This is a genomic window from Pseudomonas sp. QLc11A (assembly GCF_052112305.1).
Taxonomy (GTDB): domain Bacteria; phylum Pseudomonadota; class Gammaproteobacteria; order Pseudomonadales; family Pseudomonadaceae; genus Aquipseudomonas; species Aquipseudomonas laurylsulfatiphila.
In genome coordinates this window covers 320823-341865 of the sequence record NZ_JAVAJJ010000003.1, presented here as the reverse complement: position 1 = coordinate 341865, position 21043 = coordinate 320823, and the positions used below count along the sequence as shown (strand labels likewise).

Annotated in this window: 20 protein-coding genes and 1 pseudogene; 4 read left to right on the top strand and 17 right to left on the bottom strand. The window is 60.2% G+C overall.

Annotation, left to right across the window (positions count from 1 at the left end; genetic code table 11):
• Positions 1 to 5 precede the first annotated feature (5 nt).
• A complete protein-coding gene (locus Q8X48_RS07065; protein ID WP_407799529.1) occupies positions 6 to 2150 on the bottom strand; it encodes a 3-hydroxyacyl-CoA dehydrogenase NAD-binding domain-containing protein in 2145 nt (714 codons plus the stop codon).
• A 24-nt stretch (positions 2151 to 2174) separates the two neighbouring features.
• On the bottom strand, positions 2175 to 3380 hold the full coding sequence (locus Q8X48_RS07060) for an acetyl-CoA C-acetyltransferase (protein ID WP_407799528.1): 1206 nt from the start codon (positions 3378 to 3380) through the stop codon (positions 2175 to 2177).
• Positions 3381 to 3983: 603 nt separating this feature from the next.
• Between Q8X48_RS07060 and Q8X48_RS07055 the strand changes: the two are divergent.
• A pseudogene (locus Q8X48_RS07055) lies at positions 3984 to 4806 on the top strand (c-type cytochrome).
• A gap of 123 nt (positions 4807 to 4929) precedes the next feature.
• On the opposite strand, the gene Q8X48_RS07050 reads toward Q8X48_RS07055, so the two are convergent.
• The 10 genes from Q8X48_RS07050 to Q8X48_RS07005 form a co-directional block, all read right to left on the bottom strand.
• Positions 4930 to 5739: a transglutaminase family protein gene (locus tag Q8X48_RS07050; RefSeq protein ID WP_407799527.1), complete on the bottom strand. Its 810-nt coding sequence runs from the start codon at positions 5737 to 5739 to the stop codon at positions 4930 to 4932.
• Complete coding sequence (locus Q8X48_RS07045) at positions 5736 to 6686, bottom strand: alpha-E domain-containing protein (protein ID WP_007971901.1); 951 nt, start codon at positions 6684 to 6686, stop codon at positions 5736 to 5738. The genes Q8X48_RS07050 and Q8X48_RS07045 overlap by 4 nt, the downstream gene beginning before the upstream one ends.
• Before the next feature lie 12 nt (positions 6687 to 6698).
• Positions 6699 to 8108: a circularly permuted type 2 ATP-grasp protein gene (locus tag Q8X48_RS07040; RefSeq protein ID WP_407799526.1), complete on the bottom strand. Its 1410-nt coding sequence runs from the start codon at positions 8106 to 8108 to the stop codon at positions 6699 to 6701.
• A 413-nt stretch (positions 8109 to 8521) separates the two neighbouring features.
• Entirely contained in the window at positions 8522 to 8866 is a 345-nt protein-coding gene (locus Q8X48_RS07035) for a ribonuclease E inhibitor RraB (RefSeq protein ID WP_007971898.1), read from the bottom strand.
• A 210-nt stretch (positions 8867 to 9076) separates the two neighbouring features.
• Positions 9077 to 9310: a hypothetical protein gene (locus Q8X48_RS07030; RefSeq protein WP_407799525.1), complete on the bottom strand. Its 234-nt coding sequence runs from the start codon at positions 9308 to 9310 to the stop codon at positions 9077 to 9079.
• Between the two features lie 206 nt (positions 9311 to 9516).
• Positions 9517 to 10392, bottom strand: a complete 876-nt coding sequence (speE, locus tag Q8X48_RS07025; RefSeq protein WP_407799524.1) for a polyamine aminopropyltransferase — start codon at positions 10390 to 10392, stop codon at positions 9517 to 9519.
• Positions 10393 to 10653: 261 nt separating this feature from the next.
• Positions 10654 to 10845 carry a PLDc N-terminal domain-containing protein gene (locus Q8X48_RS07020; protein WP_407799523.1) on the bottom strand — a complete coding sequence of 64 codons (192 nt, stop codon included), beginning with the start codon at positions 10843 to 10845 and terminating at the stop codon, positions 10654 to 10656.
• Between the two features lie 83 nt (positions 10846 to 10928).
• The gene (locus tag Q8X48_RS07015; protein WP_015096101.1) at positions 10929 to 11459 is read right to left on the bottom strand and encodes a hypothetical protein; all 531 of its coding nucleotides are present in this window, start codon (positions 11457 to 11459) and stop codon (positions 10929 to 10931) included.
• Positions 11460 to 11690: 231 nt separating this feature from the next.
• Complete coding sequence (locus tag Q8X48_RS07010) at positions 11691 to 12209, bottom strand: ankyrin repeat domain-containing protein (RefSeq protein WP_217835898.1); 519 nt, start codon at positions 12207 to 12209, stop codon at positions 11691 to 11693.
• Between the two features lie 97 nt (positions 12210 to 12306).
• Complete coding sequence (locus Q8X48_RS07005; RefSeq protein ID WP_407799522.1) at positions 12307 to 14145, bottom strand: long-chain-acyl-CoA synthetase; 1839 nt, start codon at positions 14143 to 14145, stop codon at positions 12307 to 12309.
• Positions 14146 to 14512: 367 nt separating this feature from the next.
• Between Q8X48_RS07005 and Q8X48_RS07000 the strand changes: the two genes are divergently transcribed.
• A complete protein-coding gene (locus Q8X48_RS07000; protein WP_015096104.1) occupies positions 14513 to 14791 on the top strand; it encodes a DUF3509 domain-containing protein in 279 nt (92 codons plus the stop codon).
• Between the two features lie 124 nt (positions 14792 to 14915).
• Here the strand turns inward: Q8X48_RS07000 and mtnC are convergent, their stop codons facing one another.
• The 5 genes from mtnC to aroC are packed head-to-tail and all read right to left on the bottom strand — an operon-like array spanning position 14916 to position 19065.
• Positions 14916 to 15599, bottom strand: a complete 684-nt coding sequence (gene mtnC, locus Q8X48_RS06995) for an acireductone synthase (protein ID WP_407799521.1) — start codon at positions 15597 to 15599, stop codon at positions 14916 to 14918.
• Positions 15600 to 15603: 4 nt separating this feature from the next.
• Positions 15604 to 16149, bottom strand: a complete 546-nt coding sequence (locus Q8X48_RS06990; protein ID WP_407799520.1) for a 1,2-dihydroxy-3-keto-5-methylthiopentene dioxygenase — start codon at positions 16147 to 16149, stop codon at positions 15604 to 15606.
• Positions 16150 to 16169: 20 nt separating this feature from the next.
• The gene (locus tag Q8X48_RS06985; protein ID WP_407799519.1) at positions 16170 to 16796 is read right to left on the bottom strand and encodes a methylthioribulose 1-phosphate dehydratase; all 627 of its coding nucleotides are present in this window, start codon (positions 16794 to 16796) and stop codon (positions 16170 to 16172) included.
• On the bottom strand, positions 16793 to 17944 hold the full coding sequence (locus Q8X48_RS06980; RefSeq protein WP_407799518.1) for an MFS transporter: 1152 nt from the start codon (positions 17942 to 17944) through the stop codon (positions 16793 to 16795). Before Q8X48_RS06980 ends, Q8X48_RS06985 begins: the two co-directional genes overlap by 4 nt.
• Positions 17945 to 17973: 29 nt before the next feature.
• Positions 17974 to 19065: a chorismate synthase gene (aroC, locus tag Q8X48_RS06975; RefSeq protein WP_085716874.1), complete on the bottom strand. Its 1092-nt coding sequence runs from the start codon at positions 19063 to 19065 to the stop codon at positions 17974 to 17976.
• Between the two features lie 83 nt (positions 19066 to 19148).
• Between aroC and Q8X48_RS06970 the strand changes: the two genes are divergently transcribed.
• Together Q8X48_RS06970 and Q8X48_RS06965 are read left to right on the top strand one after the other, a co-directional pair.
• Positions 19149 to 20147 carry an alpha/beta hydrolase gene (locus Q8X48_RS06970; protein ID WP_407799517.1) on the top strand — a complete coding sequence of 333 codons (999 nt, stop codon included), beginning with the start codon at positions 19149 to 19151 and terminating at the stop codon, positions 20145 to 20147.
• A 95-nt stretch (positions 20148 to 20242) separates the two neighbouring features.
• Positions 20243 to 21034: a hypothetical protein gene (locus tag Q8X48_RS06965; protein WP_407799516.1), complete on the top strand. Its 792-nt coding sequence runs from the start codon at positions 20243 to 20245 to the stop codon at positions 21032 to 21034.
• Positions 21035 to 21043: the final 9 nt, after the last annotated feature.

Sequence of the window (21043 nt, the reverse complement as noted above, 5' to 3'; positions counted from 1 at the left end):
CACCCTTAGAAGACCTCCCCTTTCGCCGCTTTTTCCAGGAGCAGCGCAGGCGGCGCGAACCGTTCGCCATATTGCTTGGCCAGGTACTGGGCGCGGGCGACAAAGTCCTGTACGCCGTACTGATTGATGAACTGCAGTGCACCGCCGGTCCAGGGGGCGAAACCGATGCCGAAGATCGAGCCGACGTTGGCGTCGGCCGTCGAGGTCAACACGCCCTCCTCCACACAACGCACGGTTTCGATGGCTTGCACGAACAGCAGGCGATCACGCACATCCACTGGCGAAATCTGCCCGTCGGCTTTCTCGAAGCGTTTTTTCAACTCCGGCCACAGGTGTTTCTGGCCGCCCGCCGGATACTCGTAGAAACCTCCACCGGCAGCCTTGCCCGGACGCTTGAACTCATTGAGCAGCAAGTCGATGACGGCAAACGCAGAATGCTCTGTCAGCAACTTGCCTTCTGCTTGCAGATCCTTGGCCGTTTGCAGGCGGATATGGTTCATCAGGCTGAGGGAAACTTCATCAGAGATCGCCAGCGGTCCTACAGGCATGCCGGCCTTGCGTGCTTCAGTCTCGATCATCGCCGCGTTCACACCTTCGCCCAGCATGGCAATGCCTTCGTTGGTGAAGGTGCCAAACACCCGCGACGTGAAGAAACCGCGGCTGTCGTTGACCACAATCGGAGTCTTCTTGATTTGCAGGACGTAATCGAATCCGCGGGCCAGGGTTTCGTCGCTGGTATTGGCACCCTTGATGATTTCCACCAGCGGCATTTTTTCCACGGGGCTGAAAAAATGCAGGCCGATGAACTTGCTCTGATCGGGCACGGCGCACGCCAGGCCGCTGATCGGCAAGGTCGAGGTGTTGGACGCGATCACCGCGTCCGCGCCGACGACCTTCTGCGCGGCCAACGAGACTTTGGCCTTCAGGTCACGATCCTCGAACACCGCCTCGATGATCAGGTCGCAACCGGCCAGGTCAGCATCGTTTTCGGTGGCTTGAATACGCGCCAGCACCGCATCACGCTGCTCGATGCTCATTTGTCCGCGGCCGACTTTCTTGTCCAGCAGCGCTGCCGAATGCGCCTTGCCCTTCTCGGCTGCGGCGAGATTGATGTCCTTGAGTACCACATCGATACCCGCCGACGCGCTGACAAACGCAATACCGGCGCCCATCATCCCGGCGCCGAGCACGCCAACCTTGCGGGTGGCATAAGGCGCAAAACCTTGAGGTCGCGAGCCGCCAGCATTGATTTCGTTGAGCTGGAACCAGAATGTACCGATCAGGTTTTTCGAGACCTGGCCGGTGGTCAGCTCGGTGAAGTAGCGGGTTTCGATCAGGTGCGCGGTGTCGAAATCCACCTGCGCACCCTCGACCGCTGCGCAGAGGATTTTCTCCGGCGCGGGCATCGTGCCCTGGGTTTTGCTGCGCAGGATAGACGGGGCAATCGCCAGCATCTGGGCAACTTTCGGATTCGACGGGGTGCCGCCCGGAATCTGATAGCCCTTCACATCCCAGCGTTGTACCGCCACCGGGTTGGCGAGAATCCACGCCCGCGCCTTGACCAACAGATCTTCGCGGTCGGTCGCCAAGGCGTCGATCAGGCCTGCCTGCAATGCCTGTTGCGGCCGCACCTTCTTGCCTTCCAGCAGGTACGGCAGGGCTTTTTCGATCCCGAGCATGCGCACCATGCGCACCACGCCACCACCGCCCGGCAACAGGCCGAGGGTGACTTCCGGCAGGCCGAGTTGCACCGCAGGATTATCCAGCGCCACCCGATGATGGCAGGCCAGGCAGATTTCCCAGCCGCCGCCGAGTGCCGCGCCGTTGATCGCCGCAACCACCGGTTTGCCGAGGGTTTCCAGGGTGCGCAACTGCCCCTTGAGGGTCAGCACCATGTCGTAGAAGGCTTTGGCTTCGGGCTTGCCGACCTTGATCAATTCATTAAGGTCGCCACCGGCAAAGAAGGTTTTCTTGGCCGAAGTGATGATCACACCGGCGATGTTGTCCTTGTCGCCCACCAGGCGCGCGACGCAGTCGGCCATGGCCTCGCGGTACACCGCGTTCATGGTGTTGGCGCTCTGGTCCGGCAGGTCGATGGTCAAGACGACAATGCGGTCCTGGTCTTTTTCGTAACGAATGGCTTCGCTCATAACGGGATTCCTTGAAGTCCGGGCTCAGAGGCGTTCGATGATGGTGGCAATGCCCATGCCGCCGCCGACACACAGGGTCGCGAGGCCATAACGCAGGCGTCGGGCTTCCAGTTCGTCCAGCAGCGTGCCGAGAATGGCGCAACCGGTGGCGCCCAGCGGGTGGCCCATGGCGATGGAACCGCCGTTGACATTGACCTTGTCCGGGTCGACCGCCATGTCCTTGATGAATTTCAACACCACCGAAGCAAACGCCTCGTTGACCTCGAACAGGTCGATGTCTTCGACCCGCAGCCCGGCCTTGGCCAACGCCTTGCGGGTCGCCGGCGCGGGGCCGGTGAGCATGATGGTCGGGTCGGTACTGGTGACCGCCGTGGCGACAATCCGCGCCCGGGGCTGCAGCCCCAACTCCCGGCCCTTGGCTTCGGAGCCGATGAGCATCAGCGCCGCGCCATCGACAATCCCGGAGCTGTTGCCGGGGGTGTGAACATGATTGATCCGTTCGACATGGCTGTAGACCCGCAGCGCGGTGGCATCGAACCCCATCTGCCCCATCATCTCGAAACTCGGCTTGAGCTTGCCCAGGCCTTCCAGGGTCGATTCGGCGCGAATGAACTCATCATGATCGAGCAGGATGATGCCGTTCTGGTCCTGCACCGGCACCAGCGACTTGTTGAACGAACCGTCGGCCCGCGCCCGCGCTGCCTTCTGCTGGGAATGCAGGGCGTAGGCATCGACGTCCTGACGGCTGAAGCCTTCAAGGGTGGCGATCAGGTCGGCACCGACCCCTTGGGGAGTGAAATGGCTGTGTAAATTGGTCGCCGGGTCCAGCGCCCAGGCGCCGCCATCGCTGCCCATCGGCACCCGTGACATCGACTCGACACCACCGACCACCACCAGATCCTCGAAGCCGGAACGCACTTTCATTGCGCCGAGGTTGACCGCCTCCAGCCCCGAAGCGCAGAAACGATTGATTTGTACCCCCGCCACACTGACATCCCAATTGGCCACCTGGGCGGCGGTTTTGGCGATGTCAGAACCTTGATCGCCAATCGGCGTCACGCAGCCGAGCACAACGTCATCGACCTGGCTGGTGTCCAGCGCCGTGCGCTGCTGCAGCGCAGTGAGCAAACCGGCCACCAGGTTAACCGGCTTGACACTGTGCAAGGCGCCGTCGGCCTTGCCTTTGCCACGGGGCGTGCGTAATGCGTCGAAAATCAATGCTTGGGTCATGACGTCCTCGAACCGCAGTGCAGGAGAGTAAAGGCAGAGTGCCCACTCTTGGCCCGAGCCGCGTTTGATTCAATGACCGCAGCGCTCACAGTTGTTGACGCACACGCTCAGACGGACGGTCATGAACGACCGGATTAACCGATTCAGGACACCAAGCTGTCTAGCCAACGGGCGGCAAAGAAGCTGGCAATAGGCCTCATACCTTTTTTAAAGCAAATCGTGACAACACCATACGAAATGGATCTAAACCAAGCGCTGCGCGGGCTCTAAGGTGAACTTGTACGAAGTTGTCGTCGGGTTTTGCCGAGGCGCTCGTCACTACAGGAAGTGCAACGCGCTGCCAACATGGAGATATGCAGGCAGGCATCAGGAAATAACAATAAAGGCGGTCAAGCCATGTTCAAACAATCGAAAGTACGTCAAGCCGGGCTCATCCTTTTTGCCACCACGCTGTTGTTGATAGTGCCGAACCTGACCAAGGTCATCGGCTAGTCGCGTCTGAAAGATACGGCGTCACAGTTTTTGAATTGCCACTATCAAAATGTGACTGGCCCGCTACCCGGGCCAGCGTGGCTGTGCCACCCTTCATGGCACTTCCACGACATGGACGGCAATCACTTTGAAAATGCTCATTCTGCTCGGGGCCCTGCTGTTCGGCTCGCCCCTTTATGCCGCACAGCTGAATCTGGAGCTGGGCGCGAACAGTCGCACCTGGCAGACGGAGGAATTGCTCAAGCATCCCCAAGTGCAAACCATCAACATCAGCAACGACGTTTCCTACAAACGGGACATGAGCTACCGCGCCGTACCTCTGTCCGCCCTGCTGACCGGCATCAGGCCTGACGACCACCTGCAAGCCGTGGCCCTGGATGGCTTTGCCGCCGAAATGGCCGCGGCGCCGCTGCTCAATACCCAAGGGGCGCGGGCCTGGCTGGCGATTGAAGACCCGGCCAAACCGTGGCCAGCGCTATTGGAAGGCAAGCCGGGTGCCGGGCCGTTCTACCTGGTCTGGACCGATCCGCAGGCCGGCAACATCAGCCCCGAGCAATGGCCGTTCCAGGTGGCGAGCATCAAGCGCCTGGCGCCCGTGGCCGAGCGTTTTCCCGCCCTGCTGCCCGATCCGTCCTTGAAGGCGGATGATCCGGTGAACAAGGGGTTTGCATTGTTCCAGAAGAACTGCCTGGCATGCCATCGACTCAATGGTGCCGGGGATGCGCAGTTCGGGCCGGACCTGAATATTCCATACAGCCCGACCGAGTATTTCGGCGCGGACTTCCTCAAGCGCTACATTCGCGATCCACAGAGTTTGCGCCAATGGCCGCAGGCGAAGATGCCCGGGTTCTCGGCCGAGGTGTTACCGGATGGGGACCTGGGGATGCTGGTGGGGTATTTGCAGCATATGGTCGGGCGCAAGATTCAGCACTAGCACTGACATGATCCCTGTGGGAGCGAGCTTGCTCGCGATAGCGGTGTGTCAGTCACGGTAGTATCGACTGAAAGATCGCCATCGCGAGCAAGCTCGCTCCCACAGGATTTTGCAGACCTCTAGTTATTGCTGCTGCACTGAAATCACCGGCGCGGGCGTCGGTGAGACCAGCACCTTCGCATGCATCTGCTCACACCCGCCGCCCCGGCGCATCCCGCGTACCGGGCAGGCATCCAGGTAATCCAGGCCCACGGCCAGTTTCAGGTGACGCTCCGGCCGGGCCAGTTCGTTGGTCACGTCGAAGCTGTACCAGGCGTCATCCAGCCAGGCTTCGGCCCAGGCGTGGCTGGCCAGGTGTTCGCTGCTTTCGCTGTACAGATAGCCCGACACATAACGTGCAGGAATGCCCAGGCTGCGGGTGCAGGCAAGAAACGCATGGGTATGGTCCTGACAGACGCCAGAGCGTCCGGCAAAGGCCTGGGCCGCGCTGGTGTCCACTTCCGTGGAACCGGGCGTGTAGGTCATATGCTGGTTGAGTCCATGCATCAGATCGATCAACGCCGTGCGGTCGCGGCGTTGCTTGCACGCCTTCTCCGCGAACGCTCGCAGGGCGGCATCAGCTTCAGTCAAACGGGTGAATCGCAGAAACGGCAGTGCCGACTGGCTTTCCTGTTCGGCCTCACGCCACTCATCGATATCGACCTGGCCGCGGGCACCGATGATGATCGCCTCGTGAGGCTCATCCATGGTCAGCACATGCAGAATATTGCCGAACGGATCGAGTTGCGCCCGCACCGGACGCGGCAGGTCGAGCTCCCAGCTGAGCACGTGCTGGCGCTCGCTGTCGTGGGGCGTCAGCCGCAGATACTGGATGCTCGCCCGCACCTTGTCTTCGTAGTGATAGGTGGTCTCGTGGCTAATGGAAAGTCTCATGCCGCCTCCAGATAAGAACTGTGAATCGCGTTACCCAACTGGCGCACCAGCGGGATGAACTCGGTCAGCCAGGCGTGCAGGCCTTCTTCGAGAATTTCATGGATGCCGGTGTAGCGCAGGCGTGCATCCATTTCTGCCGCCAGGCGCTGTGCAGGACGACCGTTGGCCCCCGGCAATTGTGCGAGGATCTGGTCGATTTCTTCGGTGCATGCGCGCAGGGAACGCGGTACATCGGCGCGCAGCAACAGCAATTCGGCAACATGCCGGGCGCCAGGGGCGTCGCGGTAGATTTCCGTGTAGGCCTCGAACGATGACAACGCCCGCAACAACGCGCTCCACTGGTAATACGCGTGAGCGGTGCCATCGCTGACCGCTTCGGCCTGGTCGCCGGCCATTTCGTAGCGGGCATCGAGCAGGCGCAAGGTGTTGTCCGCACGCTCGATGAAGGTCCCCAGACGAATGAAGCGAAACGCATCGTTACGCATGATGGTGCCGTAGGACGCGCCCCGGAACAGGTGGGAACGCTCCTTGATCCACTCGCAGAAACGGCTCATGCCGTAGCGACTGAGGCCCTGCTCGGCGATGCCGCGAATTTCCAGCCAGGTGGCATTGATGTTTTCCCACATGTCGGCGGTGATGCGCCCGCGCACCGCATGGGCGCTGGCCCGTGCGGCACCGAGACAGCTGTAGATGCTCGCCGGGTTGGCCGCATCCAGGGCGAAGAAATGCAGCAGCCGTTCGGCATGCAGTTCGCCATGGCGCTCCAGATAATCGTCCAGGGTGCCGGTGATCAACAACGGCATGGCCAATTCGTGCAAACCGTCGCCACGGCCGTCTTGCGGCATCAGCGACAGCGAATAGCTGATGTCGAGCATCCGTGCGAGGTTTTCCGCCCGCTCCAGGTAACGCGACATCCAATACAAATCCGAGGCAGTTCTACTTAACATGGCAGGCTTCCTTTAATCCTCGACCACCCAGGTGTCCTTGGTTCCGCCACCCTGGGAGGAGTTGACCACCAGGGAGCCTTCGCGCAGGGCGACACGGGTCAAGCCGCCGGGCACCACCCGGGTCTCGCGACCCGACAGGACAAACGGCCGCAAGTCGATGTGGCGTGGCGCAATACCGTTTTCGACAAAGGTCGGACAGGTCGACAGCGACAGCGTGGGTTGTGCGATATAGGCATGGGACTTGGCGATGATGCGCGCGCGGAAGGCTTCGATTTCCGCCGCCGTCGCGGCCGGCCCCACCAGCATTCCGTAACCGCCGGAGCCCTGGGTTTCCTTGACCACCAGTTCTGGAAGATTGGCCAGCACATGGGAAAGCTCAGACGGATTTCGGCACTGCCAGGTCGGCACGTTCTTCAGGATCGGTTCTTCATCGAGGTAGAAACGGATCATGTCGGTCACGAACGGATACACCGATTTGTCGTCTGCCACCCCCGTGCCGATGGCATTGGCCAATACCACGTTGCCGGAACGGTAGGACGACAACAGCCCCGGCACGCCGAGCATCGATTCCGGGTTGAAGGCCAGTGGATCGAGGAAGGCGTCGTCGAGGCGACGATAGATCACGTCGACCGCTTTCGGCCCGTCGGTGGTGCGCATGAAGACCTTGTCGTCACGCACGAACAGGTCCGCGCCTTCCACCAGTTCCACACCCATTTCCCGCGCCAGAAACGCATGCTCGAAGAACGCACTGTTGAAGCGCCCCGGCGTCAGCACCACCACGCTGGGGTTATCGATGGGGCTTGAGCTTTTCAGGGTATCGAGCAACAGGTTCGGGTAATGGTCGATGGGCGCGATGCGTTGCGCCGCGAACAGTTCGGGGAACAGGCGCATCATCATCTTGCGGTCTTCGAGCATGTAGCTGACGCCGCTCGGTGTGCGCAGATTGTCTTCGAGCACGTAGTAGGTGCCGTCGCCGTCGCGCACCAGGTCGACGCCGGAGATGTGCGAGTAGATATCGCGGTGCAGGTCCAGCCCCTGCATCGCCAACTGGTACTGCTCGTTGGCCAGCACCTGCTCGGCCGGAATGATGCCGGCCTTGATGATGCGTTGCTCGTGATACAGGTCGGCGAGGAACATGTTCAACGCCTTGACCCGCTGGATGCACCCGCGCTCGACGACCCGCCATTCACTGGCGGGAATACTGCGGGGGATGGTGTCGAAGGGAATCAGGCGCTCTGTGCCCTGCTCGTCCCCATAGAGCGTGAAGGTAATCCCGGCGCGATGAAACAACAGATCGGCCTCGCGTCGCCGTTGTGCCAGAAGCTCGTCAGGCGTCTCGGCCAGCCAACGGGCAAACTCCCGATAATGCGGGCGGACCTGGCCGCCGGCATCGTACATCTCATCAAAATAGGTGCGGATCATGCCGTACTCCTTGTCACTCGGACGTCCAGACCTTCGCAAGGCCCGTGCCAGCGGCATAAACGCTTTGATATCAATCAGTTGGATAATCAATGCGCAAGTACCGCACCATTCCTGTGCGGCAAATGCTCCAATCTGATCGCCCCCGCTTCATTGCAAGGCGTGGTTATCGCCTATCACCAGCATAGCCAGAGTTGATTTCACTGCCCGGTAACAGGTGCGGATAATCCAGGCATTCGCTGAAAAGCACACTGAACTTCCCTTTTAGCCGCCTGCTCAGGCGGCTTTTTTTGCCTTGTTGAAATGTTGAGAATCAAAATCAAAAGATCGCAGCCTGCGGCAGCTCCTACAGGCCATAAATGAAAACGGCCAACCCGAAGGTCAGCCGTCAATGCCGGTTGTCACTGTTCATAAGCCTATGCGAGTCGCCCTCGTACCTCCTGTTTCACACCCCAGCCTTCGATGATGCCGCCCAACGGCTCGACAACCGCTTCGAAACCCTGTTCGAAGTCGCCGATGTCGTCGTAGGTGGCATACATGACTTTGCACAACTCCAGCGCCCAGGCGCCATCGTCGCGCACACTGACTTGCGCATCCAGGGATTCACCACGGTGGAAATGACCTGCCGCCCTGCGTGCCCGCTCCTCATCCGGGAAAATGGCGTAGAACTCGATGGGATGAAACCGCGAAAAGTCAAAACCGCCTTCTTTCATGCGGCGCAACACGCTGCTGCTGATGTCTTCTTGATAGGCTGTGCTCATGAAACGTCCTCCTCAAAACGATGGATAGACTTTCCGTACTCCCTCACCCGCAACCGAACAGCGCGAGCGACGGCAACCGATGTGCCGGCGGGAAACAAGCATGGAGCTGACAAGACCAGACCTTAGCGATTCATTCGCTGATCTCGCTTGCAGAGTAGCCTCAAGATAGAGCCTCTGCCAAGGCCCGGATGTGAATGCGACAGGTGTCGTTCAGATTGCAGTAATGCCGAGGATTTCAATGCTGTTCTGGGACTTGAGCTCTTTGACGCTCGCATCGGCGGTCCGCCCTTCCAGATCGTTCAGATCCAGTTCGGCAGCGACGGGAAGAAGCCGGGACTTGATGAGCTTGGCGGCGCACTCGTTGTCCGGGCGCTCATCGCACTCAAAGACCTCGTTAACGGTTTCGCCATGATCATCCACGAAAGTGATTTTCCACTTTTGCATTGATGCCTCCTCGATAAAACCCATGGATGGGCTTACACATATCTGGACCTTGTTAGCTGGCTAATTGTTCCATCGGGGTCAGATAAGGACCTGTGGGAGCGTGGCTTGCCCGCGAAGGCGGTGTTTCAGACACATTAATGTCAACTGACACACCGTATTCGCGGGCAAGCCACGCTCCCACAGGTTTGCGAACCAACCTATGGAAATCAGTCGTTGCTTGGCTTGCTCACTGCCTGCAACACGTATTGCGGCAGGGCGAAAGCGCCGATGTGGATCTCCGGATTGTAGTAGCGGGTGACGATGCCGCTGCCCGTGAAACGCTGTTGCAGGGTTTCGCGGGACAACTTGCGATAAGCGGTATCGGTCGCGCCCCAGGCGAAGGTCATCGAGCCGCCGATGTAGGTCGGCACAGCAGCCTGGTAGAAGTGCCAGTCCGGGAATAGGCTGCGCAGGCGACCGGCGGTCGTCTTCACTTCTTCGATCTGCATGAACGGCGTGCCGTTCTGGGTCACCAGGATGCCGCCTTCGTTCAGGCAGCGGTGGCAAGCCTGGTAAAAGTTTTCCGAGAACAGCACTTCGCCCGGCCCGATCGGGTCAGTGGAGTCGGAAATGATCACGTCGAACTTTTCAGTGGTGGTAGCGACGAAACGCATGCCGTCGTCGATCACCAGGTTCAGGCGTGGATCGTCGAATGCACCCTTGGAGTGATTCGGCAGGAATTCCTTGCACATGTCGACCACGGTGCCGTCGATCTCGACCATGGTGATGTGCTCGACACTGCGGTGCTTGGCTACTTCACGCAACATGCCGCCGTCGCCGCCGCCGATGATCAGCACGCGCTTGGCGCTGCCATGGGCGAGGATCGGTACGTGGGTCAGCATTTCGTGATAGATGAACTCGTCGGCTTCGGTGGTCTGGATCACGCCGTCCAGCGCCATCACGCGGCCCATGCGCGGGTTCTCGAAGATCACCAGGTGCTGGTGTTCGGTGCGCACTTCGTGCAGCAGTTTTTCCATGCGAAAACGCTGGCCGTAGCCTTCGTAGAGGGTTTCCAGGTAGTCGCTGGTCGGGGTGATGCTCATGGGAAGTGCTCCGATGAATGCGGGTGGCAACGGACGGTTACCCGCCCATGATGGCCATTCGTTTGTCTCGAATGACCGGGAAAGGCGCGCATTCTACGTTGCGGAACATGACAGGTCGAACCTCACTTGTTCGACTTGCCACAATCCTGTGGGAGCGGGCTTGCCCGCGATGCAGACGCTGCGGTATGTCAGAGACACCGCGGCGATATCATCGCGGGCAAGCCCGCTCCCACAGGGTCGGTGTAGTTTGTGGGAATTCGGTCAGAGTTTGACGTTGCCCCGCGGCCCGGCGATAGCCCAGATGATCAGCCCCAGCACCGGTAACAGTGCGATCAACAGTACCCAGAGGACTTTCATCCCGGTCCCGGCACTACTTTTGAATACGTTGATGATGGCCCAGATGTCCAAGACAAAAATGATCAAGGCAACCAGGCTGTTGAACGTGGAACCCATGGTGACGCTCCTGAAGAGTGATTTGCCCTCTTAGGATAGACGGTCGTCGTGAGGGTTCCCTTTGATTTGACAGTATTTGGCTATCAGACGTGAATCGCCACTTTCAGGGCTTCCAGGGCGGGCGCGGCTGCGATGCCGGCTTCTGCGCACAATTGCAGCACGCGGGGCACGTCATTGCCGTACACCAGCACCACCTGCAATTCGTCATCGAGCAACTGGCTGAAGTTCATCAGCGTGTAGCCGCCGTTTTCCTTGTTCAGGCTGCTCATTTGCACCTGGATGCGGTTGAGCGCGGTCAAGGCTTCGGTCTTGGCCAGTTGCTTGGGCTTGAGATTGAATTCCACACCCGGGCCGAACGAGGCGACGATCTGCGCGAACAGGTCCATGTAGGTGTCAGCCTGGAACAGCACCGTTTCCGGCAGGCTGCCGACCACCACCCATTCACCCAACGGGATCGGGAAGGTTTCGTCGTAGTTGATGTCCGGATTGGCGCTCAGAAAAGCCTGCGGATCGGCGTAGGCCTGGGCCGCTTCGTCTGCGACCTTGAGGATTTCGTCTTCGCCCATGCACCCGGAGCTGATTTTGCTGATGAGTTCGACGAGTGCGGTTTTCATGGGGAGGATCCTGTAGCGAGGGGGATTTTGAGGGCGCGAAGGATAGCGCATTAATGAGGGAAATGCGGACCTGTGGCGAGGGGGCTTGCCCCCGTTGGGTCGCGAAGCGGCCCCGAAACATTCAATTGGGGTACATCAGAAAGACCGCATATGCTGACTTTACGACTGCTTCGCAGCCGAACGGGGGCAAGCCCCCTCGCCACAAAAGCTCCCTCGCCAAAGGGTTCAACGTCAGCCCAGCAGTTTTTCCAGTTGAGCAACCGTATCGGAAGCCCCCATGGTCCTGGCAGCCTCCAGCGCAGTGATGCCATTGGCGTCCTTGGCCTGCGGGTCGGCGCCCTTGCTGATCAGGTAGTCGACCACTTCGACGCGGTTGAACATCGCCGCCATCATCAGCGCCGTGCGGCCATCGAAGGACGAGCCTTCAACCTGCGCGCCGCCCTCGACCAAGGCCTTTATCACCGCCAGGTCGCCCTTGAAGGCGGCGCCGGCAATCGGGCTCTGGCCGTTGTCGTTGCGGATCTCCGGGTCGGCCTTGTGCTCCAGCAGGACTTTTACCGTGTCCACATGACCGTGGTACGCGGCCAGCATCAGCAAGGTATCGCCCTTGTGGTTACGCAGGTTCGGCGGCAAACCCTTGGTCAGCAGCGCGGCCATCATCGCCGCATCGCCCTCCCGTGCCTTGTTGAATACCTGTTCGGCAAATTCGGCGGCTTCTTCGGGGGTCATCTGGCGGCTTTTGTCTGACATTGGGCACTCCCTTTTCTGTCATTCGTAAAAGCCGACAGTTTCCCGAGCGGTCCTGGCACTGTCACTTGTTTTTTCTCATGGGCGGCCATAGCCAGATTCAATAGCGGTACTTGCCGCCGTGAATGTCGGACAACAATTGCTCCGTGACCTGCACGTAAGTCTGGGTTCCCGGCAGCCAGGCATAGATCGGATCATCACCGGTCCTACCCGGGTCGAAGGCTTCGTCCTTGAGCCGGGTCTTCTGATACTTGAAAGTCCCGGTGGTTTCCATTTTCACTTTCACCCGCAGGAACAACGGCACCGCATAGGCCGGCATTTGCTCACGGGCAAAGGCCAGCAGTTCGCTGAAGTCCAGGGTGGCCAGGGATTCGGCGGGCGTGATCGCGGCCATCCCGGCCCGGCCATTGGTGTTGCGGATTTCCACGCCGTAGGCCACGGCTTCGGAAATATGCGGGTGTTGCAGGAGGATGTTCTCGACCTCCGTGGTCGACACGTTTTCGCCCTTCCAGCGGTAGGTGTCGCCCAGGCGGTCGACAAACTGCGCATGACCAAAGCCGATGTTGCGCAACAGGTCGCCGGTGTTGAAGTAGCGGTCACCCTTTTCGAACACATCCTCAAGCACGACCCTGGCGGTTTTCTGCGGATCGGTGTAGCCGTCCAGCGGAGCCTTGTCGTCGATTTTTGCCAGCAACAGCCCTTGCTCGCCCTTGGCGACCTTGCGCATCAAACCGTTGGCTTCACGAATCGGCGCGCCGCTGTCGTGGTCATAGGCGACCAGTTCCCAGGACATCAGGGAAAAACCTATGGTGTTGTCGAAATTGAGAATGTTGGTGAACCCGATATTGCCGTCGCTGGCGGCATAGAGTTCGCAGATGTGATTCACCGCAAAGCGGGTCTTGAACTCGTTCCAGGCGCCGGGACGCAGGCCGTTGCCGATCATCTTCTTCACATCGTGCCGGCTGTCGTTGACGCTCGGTGGTTGATCGACCAGGTAGCGGCACAGTTCGCCGACATAACCGATGGTGGTTGCCTGGTATTTGCGTACGTCGCTCCAGAATTGACTGGCGCTGAATTTGCGGCGGATGGCGAACCCGCTGGCACCACTGACGGCCGAGCCCCAGCACACGCAAAGGCCGGTGGCGTGGTACAGCGGCAAGGTGCAATAGACGACATCCTCCGGGCGCATGTCCAGCGCGATCATGCCGAAGCTCGCGCAGCTGCGCATCCAGCGGCCATGCTTGAACACACCAGCCTTGGGCAGCCCCGTGGTGCCCGAGGTGTAGATATAAAAGCAGGGATCGTCGAAGAAAATCTGCCGGCTGCTGGCCGGGTTGTCGCAGGCGTCGTCGAGGCTGACGGTCATCAGGTTGATGAACCCTTCAGGCGCGATACCCGGTTGGCGAGAGGTGTCCCGATCGGCGACGAACCAGGTTCGGGCAGACTGGATCGCCACCCGATCTCGTATCGCCAGATACGCCGGGACCAGCTCCTCACCGACAATGATCGCCACCGGCGCCACCAGATTCACACTGTGCACCAGGGTATCGCGGGTCTGCGAGGTATTGAGCAAGGCACTGATCGCGCCGACCTTGGCCACCGCCAGAATCGTCACCAGCAGTTCCGGACGGTTCTCGATGAAGACCGCCACCACGTCACCCTTGCCGATACCTTGGCCGATCAGGTGATGGGCAATGCGGTTGGCCCACTGATTGACCTCGGAGTAACTGAGCGTGACGTCGTCCTGCAGCAGCGCCGGGCCATCCGGGTTGCGCGATGTGGCTTGTTCGAAACTCCAGCCCAAACCACACGCCTGGGTCGGGTCCTTGACGTTGGCGGCCTTCATGCCCTTGACCACCCGGGGGATGGCTTTGGCGATGGAAGGCAGCTTGCGGAGCATCATGCCCCAGGTAATCGTGTCGTTCGACGTGCGGCTCATGATGCTCCCGTTCGCTGTTTTTTTATTGTCGGGCGGCGATGTCTGAGGCCGAAAATACGTCAACGGTTCTTGAGCTGTACACGCGGTTTTTGAAATGTTTTGTATCTGCGATCTTGATCCGCGATCTGATCCACGGTCGATACGATGCCCCGCGTGAACCCTGCCATGAACAATGGTTCCATCGAATCGCCGAGCGACCTCGCAAAATGCAGGATGCACGATGGCCATTCATGCAGATTGCACGAATGCAAAAATCGCCAAAAACAGTAAGCCATTGATTTTTATTGATATTGATCAACTAAAAACACTGGCACAAAGGCTGCAACGGTCTCTCCACGCCATTCAAGTCATCACGGAGCTGAACGACATGAGCCTGATCCAGGAAAAGTTTTCGTCCCTGTTCTCCAACTACACAGTTGCCACCCAGGCCCGTCCTGACGGCGGGATCCTGCTGACCCTGAGCGGCGGCGAAGGCAAAGTGTTCAAACGCTCGATTTCCTACCAGCAATTGCACAACGGCGACCAACTGACGTGGGTCATCAGTGCGATTCGCCGCGACCTCGCCGAACAAGCCAGTGAACTGCCGCAGATTTCCTTGCTGCAAAGCCAGCAACGGTTTGCCTTGCCGACTTATCACTCGCTGTAAAAAAATGTGGGAGCGGCGGTGCGGCGATCCGACTTGCTCGCGAAAGCGGTGTGTCATTCAACGTTGATGTTGACTGACATACCGCTTTCGCGAGCAAGCCCGCTCCCACAGGGGTTTTTGGCGTTTAGAAATTAGCGGGGTTTATCCGCGCAAAGCTGTCCACAGTGACGTGCCCCACCAGCTCCCCGCCTTCACGAGCCAGGCCGCAAGTGGCCATTCCTGCCGCGCGCGCCGCGTCGAGTTCTTCGACTATGTCCGACAGAAACAGAATCTGCCCCGCCTCGAGGTTGATCGCCCGGGTGATGTTGGCGTAGGACTGCGCCTCGCGCTTTGGCCCCGAAGTGGTATCGAAATAGCCGCTGAACAGCGGCGTCAGGTCCCCCGCCACCGAACAGCCGAAGATCAACCGCTGGGCCTGGATAGAACCGGACGAATAAACAAACAGTTGAAAGTCATCCTGATGCCAGCGCTTGAGCGCTTCAACGGCGTCCGGGTACACGTGGCCCTGCAACTGCCCGGCCTGATAACCCTGCTCCCAGACCATGCCCTGCAACGCTTTCAACGGCGTAGCCTTGCGGTCTTCGGCAATCCAGCCCAACAGGATCTCGACGACCCGTTCGACGTCGGCGTCCGGCTCATTGCTGTCGCGGCGTACGGCGGCCAGTTGTTCGGCCACGTCAGCACGCCCGGCCTGCTGACGAACAAACGCCGGCAGGTGTTTGGCGGCATAGGGAAACAGCACGTCGAAGACAAAACTCACCGCGCTGGTGGTGCCTTCGATGTCGGTGAGAATCGCTTTGATCGGCATCGACTCAGTCCTCCAGACGCGGGAATTGGTTGGCGATGTCTTCACCGGTGAAATTGGCCACCCAGCCTTCCGGGTTGTTGAACAGGCGGATCGCAATGAAATGCGGGTGCTCGCCCATGTCGAACCAGTGTTTGGTACCGGCCGGCACCGAGATCAGATCGTTTTTCTCGCACAGCACGGCGTAGACGTAATCGTCGATGTGCAGGGTAAACAGGCCACGGCCGGCAACGAAAAATCGCACTTCGTCTTCGCCATGGCGGTGTTCGTTGAGGAACTTGGCGCGCAGTTCGGCTTTTTGCGGGTGATCGCTGTTGAGGCTGATCACATCGACTGTGATGTAACCGCGCTCGGTCATCAACTGGTCGATTTGCGCTTGATAGGCGCCAATCACTTCTTCCTGAGTGGCGCCCGGCTGAAGCCTGGTGGCGGCTTGCCAACGGTCGAAGCGCACGCCTTGTTCAGCCAGGGTCGAGGCGATGTCTTCGAAATGGGTCAGCACCTTGTTGGGGATTTCAGGGCTGGAGACGTGATAAACGGACAGGCTGCTCATCAGGGCAACTCCTTAACGGTTCATGCTTTAACGTTCGAGAGCGAGCGCATCTTCAACTCGCACTCGAACAAAAATTCAAAGGCCTCGATCTGCCGCAGGGCATCGCTCATGCGCGCACCCCAGGTGTACAGGCCATGGCCGCGAATCAGGTAGCCGACGCAATCGGGATGGGCGTCCAGCCAAGGCTGCACCTTGGCGGCCAGGCGCGCAATGTCCTGATCGTTGTCGAAAATCGGCACACGCACCCGGGACTCGTGGGTCGTCACACCGCTGAAGGCTTTTTGCAGTTCGTAGTCTTCGAATTCGATGAAGTCTTGCGGCGTCAGGCGTGACAGTACGGTGGCATTCACCGAGTGGGTGTGCAGCACCGCGCCGATCTCGGGCCGCCAGCTGTAAAGCTGAGTGTGCAGCAGGGTTTCGGCGGACGGTTTCTTGCCCGGCTCCAGGCTATTGCCTGACAGGTCGGTGGCCAGTACATCGTCCATGCCCAACTGGCCCTTGTGCTTGCCGGAGACGGTCAGCAAGGCTTCGGTCGGCGACAGACGGGTCGAGTAATTGCTGCTGGTGGCCGGCGACCAACCGCGGCCATAGAGAAAACGCCCGGCGTCGATGATTTCCTGGGCGAGGTGTTCACGGGTAAGGCTCATGGCCTGTCCTCTTGCATACATGTGGCAATGATAACGGCAGCCGCGAGCGCTGCGAGGCTGGCAATACTAAAGGTCAATGCGGCGCCAAGGGCGTTCCAGCTGTAACCGGAATACAAGGCGCCCATTGCGCCACCAGTGCCGGCCAGCGCGGCGTACAGGGCCTGACCCTGACCTTGCTGGCGCGCACCGAAGCTACGTTGCACGAATTGAATGGCAGCGGCGTGAAAGCTGCCGAATGTCGCCGCGTGCAACACCTGGGCAAACAACAGTACCCAGAGAAACTCCGCCAGCGAGCCCAGCAACAGCCAGCGCAACGCCGCCAGCAGAAAGCTGGCCATCAGCACCCGGCGCAACGAGACGCGCGCGAGTATCCGGCTCATGGCCAGAAACATCAGCACTTCGGCGACCACGCCGACCGCCCAGAGCATGCCGATCACGCCGCGGCTGTAGCCCAGCCGCTCGAGGTGCAGGGTCAGAAACGTGTAGTACGGCCCATGGCTCATCTGCATCAGCGCCACGCAGGCGTAAAACGCCAATACCCCAGGGCTGCGCAGTTGCTTGAGAAATCCTTCCCCCGCCACCCGATTGCCCGGTGTCGGTTGGGCATTGGGCACCCACAGGCTGCTGAGCACGATGCCGGCCAGGATCAGCACCAGCGCCGCGGGGTAGATGTCGAGGCTCAGCCATTCGAACAGCCGGCCCAGTGCGACCACGGTGATGATGAAACCGATCGATCCCCACAGGCGAATCTGGCTGTAACGCGCGGTCTGCCCCTGCAAATGCGCCAGGGTGATGACTTCGAACTGCGGCAACACCGCGTGCCAGAAGAACGCATGCAAGGCCATGACCATCGCCAGCCAGGCGTAGGTCTTGCTGACGAAAATCAGCGAGAAGGTCAGCAGTGTGCACACCGCGCCAAAACGCACGATGGCCAGCCGCTGCCCCGTGAAGTCGCCCAGCCAGCCCCAGATGTTCGGCGCTACGCAGCGCATCAACATAGGGATCGCCACCAGCTCGCCGATGCGTGCGGCACTGAATCCCAGGTGATCGAAATACAGCGCCAGAAACGGCGCTGTCGAACCGAGCAAGGCGAAATAGAACAGATAGAAACTGGAGAGCCGCCAGTACGGGAGCGCCGCAGTCGCCATCAGACGGCTGCGACCAGGAGGTCAGCCATTTACAGCTGACCCAGCACCGGCGTGCTCACACGCACATCGGCGTTCTGCCCACGGTGACGCAGCAGATGATCCATCAGCACGATGGCCATCATCGCCTCGGCGATCGGCGTGGCACGGATACCGACGCACGGGTCGTGACGGCCCTTGGTGATCACCTCCACCGGGTTGCCATGGATATCGATGGAACGGCCCGGCGTGGTGATGCTCGACGTCGGCTTCAGCGCCAGGTGCGCAACGATAGGCTGACCGGAGGAAATACCGCCGAGAATGCCGCCGGCGTTGTTGCTGAGGAAACCTTGCGGGGTCATTTCATCGCGATGTTCGGTGCCGCGCTGGGCGACGCTGGCGAAACCGGCGCCGATTTCCACGCCCTTGACCGCATTGATGCTCATCAGTGCATGGGCCAGTTCGGCATCGAGACGGTCGAAGATCGGTTCCCCCAGGCCTGGCATCACACCCTCGGCCACCACGGTAATTTTCGCGCCGACCGAATCCTGGTCGCGGCGCAATTGGTCCATGTAGGCTTCCAGTTCCGGCACTTTGTCCGGATCCGGGCTGAAGAAAGCGTTCTGCTCGACCGACTCCCAGGTCTTGAACGGGATTTCAATCGGTCCGAGCTGGCTCATGTAGCCGCGAATCACGATGCCCTGGCTGGCCAGGTATTTTTTCGCAATCGCACCGGCCGCGACGCGCATCGCGGTTTCACGGGCCGAGCTGCGACCGCCACCGCGGTAGTCGCGCTCGCCGTATTTGTGGTGGTAGGTGTAGTCGGCGTGGGCCGGGCGGAACAGATCCTTGATCGCCGAGTAGTCCTTGGACTTCTGGTCGGTGTTGCGGATCAACAAACCGATGGCGCACCCCGTGGTGCGGCCTTCGAACACGCCAGAGAGGATTTCGACTTCGTCGGCTTCCTGGCGCTGGGTGGTGTGGCGGCTGGTGCCGGGCTTGCGGCGGTCCAGGTCCCGCTGCAGATCCTCCAGGGATATCTCCAGGCCCGGCGGGCAGCCATCGACAATGGCGACCAACGCCGGGCCATGGCTTTCGCCCGCGGTGGTGACAGTGAACAGCTTGCCGTAGGTATTGCCGGACATGCAGGACGCTCCGTGAAATGAACCTGAATACGTAATGCGCGCCAGTATACGCAGGCTACCCAAGTAGTTCATCCTCGAACCTTATGGGTGCCTGTGAGTCCAACCGGCATCTTCTTGATGATGGCGTGATGATGCTGCGAGTTCTAGCCTTGAGCCTTACCCTGATTTCCGGCTTCGCCCAGGCGACTGTCCTGCAACGGCCGATCACGTTGGACACCGGCACCGGCGAGCTTTTCGGCTCTTTGCTGCTGCCCAAGTCCGACAACCCGGTACCCGTTGTCCTGATCATTTCCGGCTCCGGCCCTACGGATCGCGACGGCAACAACCCTGACGGCGGACGTAACGACAGCCTCAAGCGCCTGGCCTGGGTGCTGGCCAAACACAACATCGCCAGTGTGCGTTACGACAAACGCGGTGTTGCAGCAAGCCTGGCCGCGACGCCGGACGAACGCAATCTGACGGTCGACGCGTACGTTTCCGACGCCGAGGCCTGGGGCCAGAAGCTCAAGACTGATCCGCGCTTCGGCAAACTGATCGTGCTCGGACACAGCGAAGGCGCCTTGATCGCCAGCCTGGCCGCGCCAACCATCGACGCCGATGCGGTGATTTCCGTCTCGGGTAGCGCGCGACCGGTCGATCAGGTGATCCGCCAGCAACTGGGCAATCGCCTGCCACCGCCGTTGCTGCTGCGCAGTAATGAGTTGCTCGACAGCCTCAAGGCCGGGAAACCCGACGACAATGTGCCGCCACCCTTGCAGGCCATTTTCCGTCCGAGCGTGCAGCCGTACCTGATTTCCCTGTTCCGCCAGGACCCGGCTGCAGCGTTTGCCAGATTGAAGATGCCAGCGCTGATCATCCAGGGCAGCAACGACATCCAGGTCGGCGTCAATGACGCCAGGCTGCTCAAGGCCGCCAAACCGGACGCCGAACTGGCCCTGATCGAGGGCATGAACCACGTCATGCGCATCGTGCCCAACGACGTCAAACGCCAGCTGGCTTCCTATAAAGACCCGCAATTGCCTCTGGCAGCGGAACTGGGCGCGCGAATCCTCGGGTTTATTGACGGACTTCGCTCCAGTTAAGACTTACCCTCCAGTCCTGGGAAAAACGGCCGATAAGCCTTTGTCGCCAACACATTGGTTGGCGACAAGCTGAGCTTGGACAGGATCTCGCCGTTATGACTGACACCCAGACTTCACCCGACACCCCCGCTGAAACAGAAGCACCGCCAGCGGTCGAGCTGCCCTGGGCGGACGTCCACGTCGAGCACCACAAGATGCTCCGTCTGGCACCGCTGAAGACTGATCGCAATACAGGCGGGCGCCCATTGCGCTTTATCGAGTTCGGCTATGCCGAGCGCAACGACAAGGCGCGCAGCCTGATGCGCATGAGCATCACCCTGCCCGCCCAACGCGTGCGCAAGGAACAGAATCATCTGGATGTGTGGGTCGATCACGCCGAAAAGCGCATGCATTTCGGACCGGAAAGCGGTTTGCAGGTCGAACCGCTGAACCGCGGCATCGGCCGATTCATGATCGCCCAGGGCATCAACTGGGCGAAGAAGCGCTGGCCCACCTACACCGTCGACGGCTTTGACCTGAACAACAAGGAAGCGCTCAACGAAGACACCCGCCTGCGCCGCGATCATTTTTTGCGCGTGCACGGTTTCGACGTGGTGTATGCCGATGCCCAGCATTTGAAAGGCAGTGTCAAAGCAGTCAAGGTCGGCGACCTCGCGGGGGACTGGAACAGCGAAAAACTGCAGGTCGTGGAGATTCTCGAGGCGGCACAGATGCTCCAGCAAGCCGAGCAGAACCTGGCCGAGCAGGAAGTCAAACTCAAGAAACACGAAGAGAAGGTCAGCAAATACAAACGCGAAGACGCCGGACTGCGTTTCACCATTACGTGCCTGGTGGCGTTTGCGGTGTTTCAGGCGGGGTTGTTGATCTGGATTGCCACGCACCGCTGAAGGCTTGAG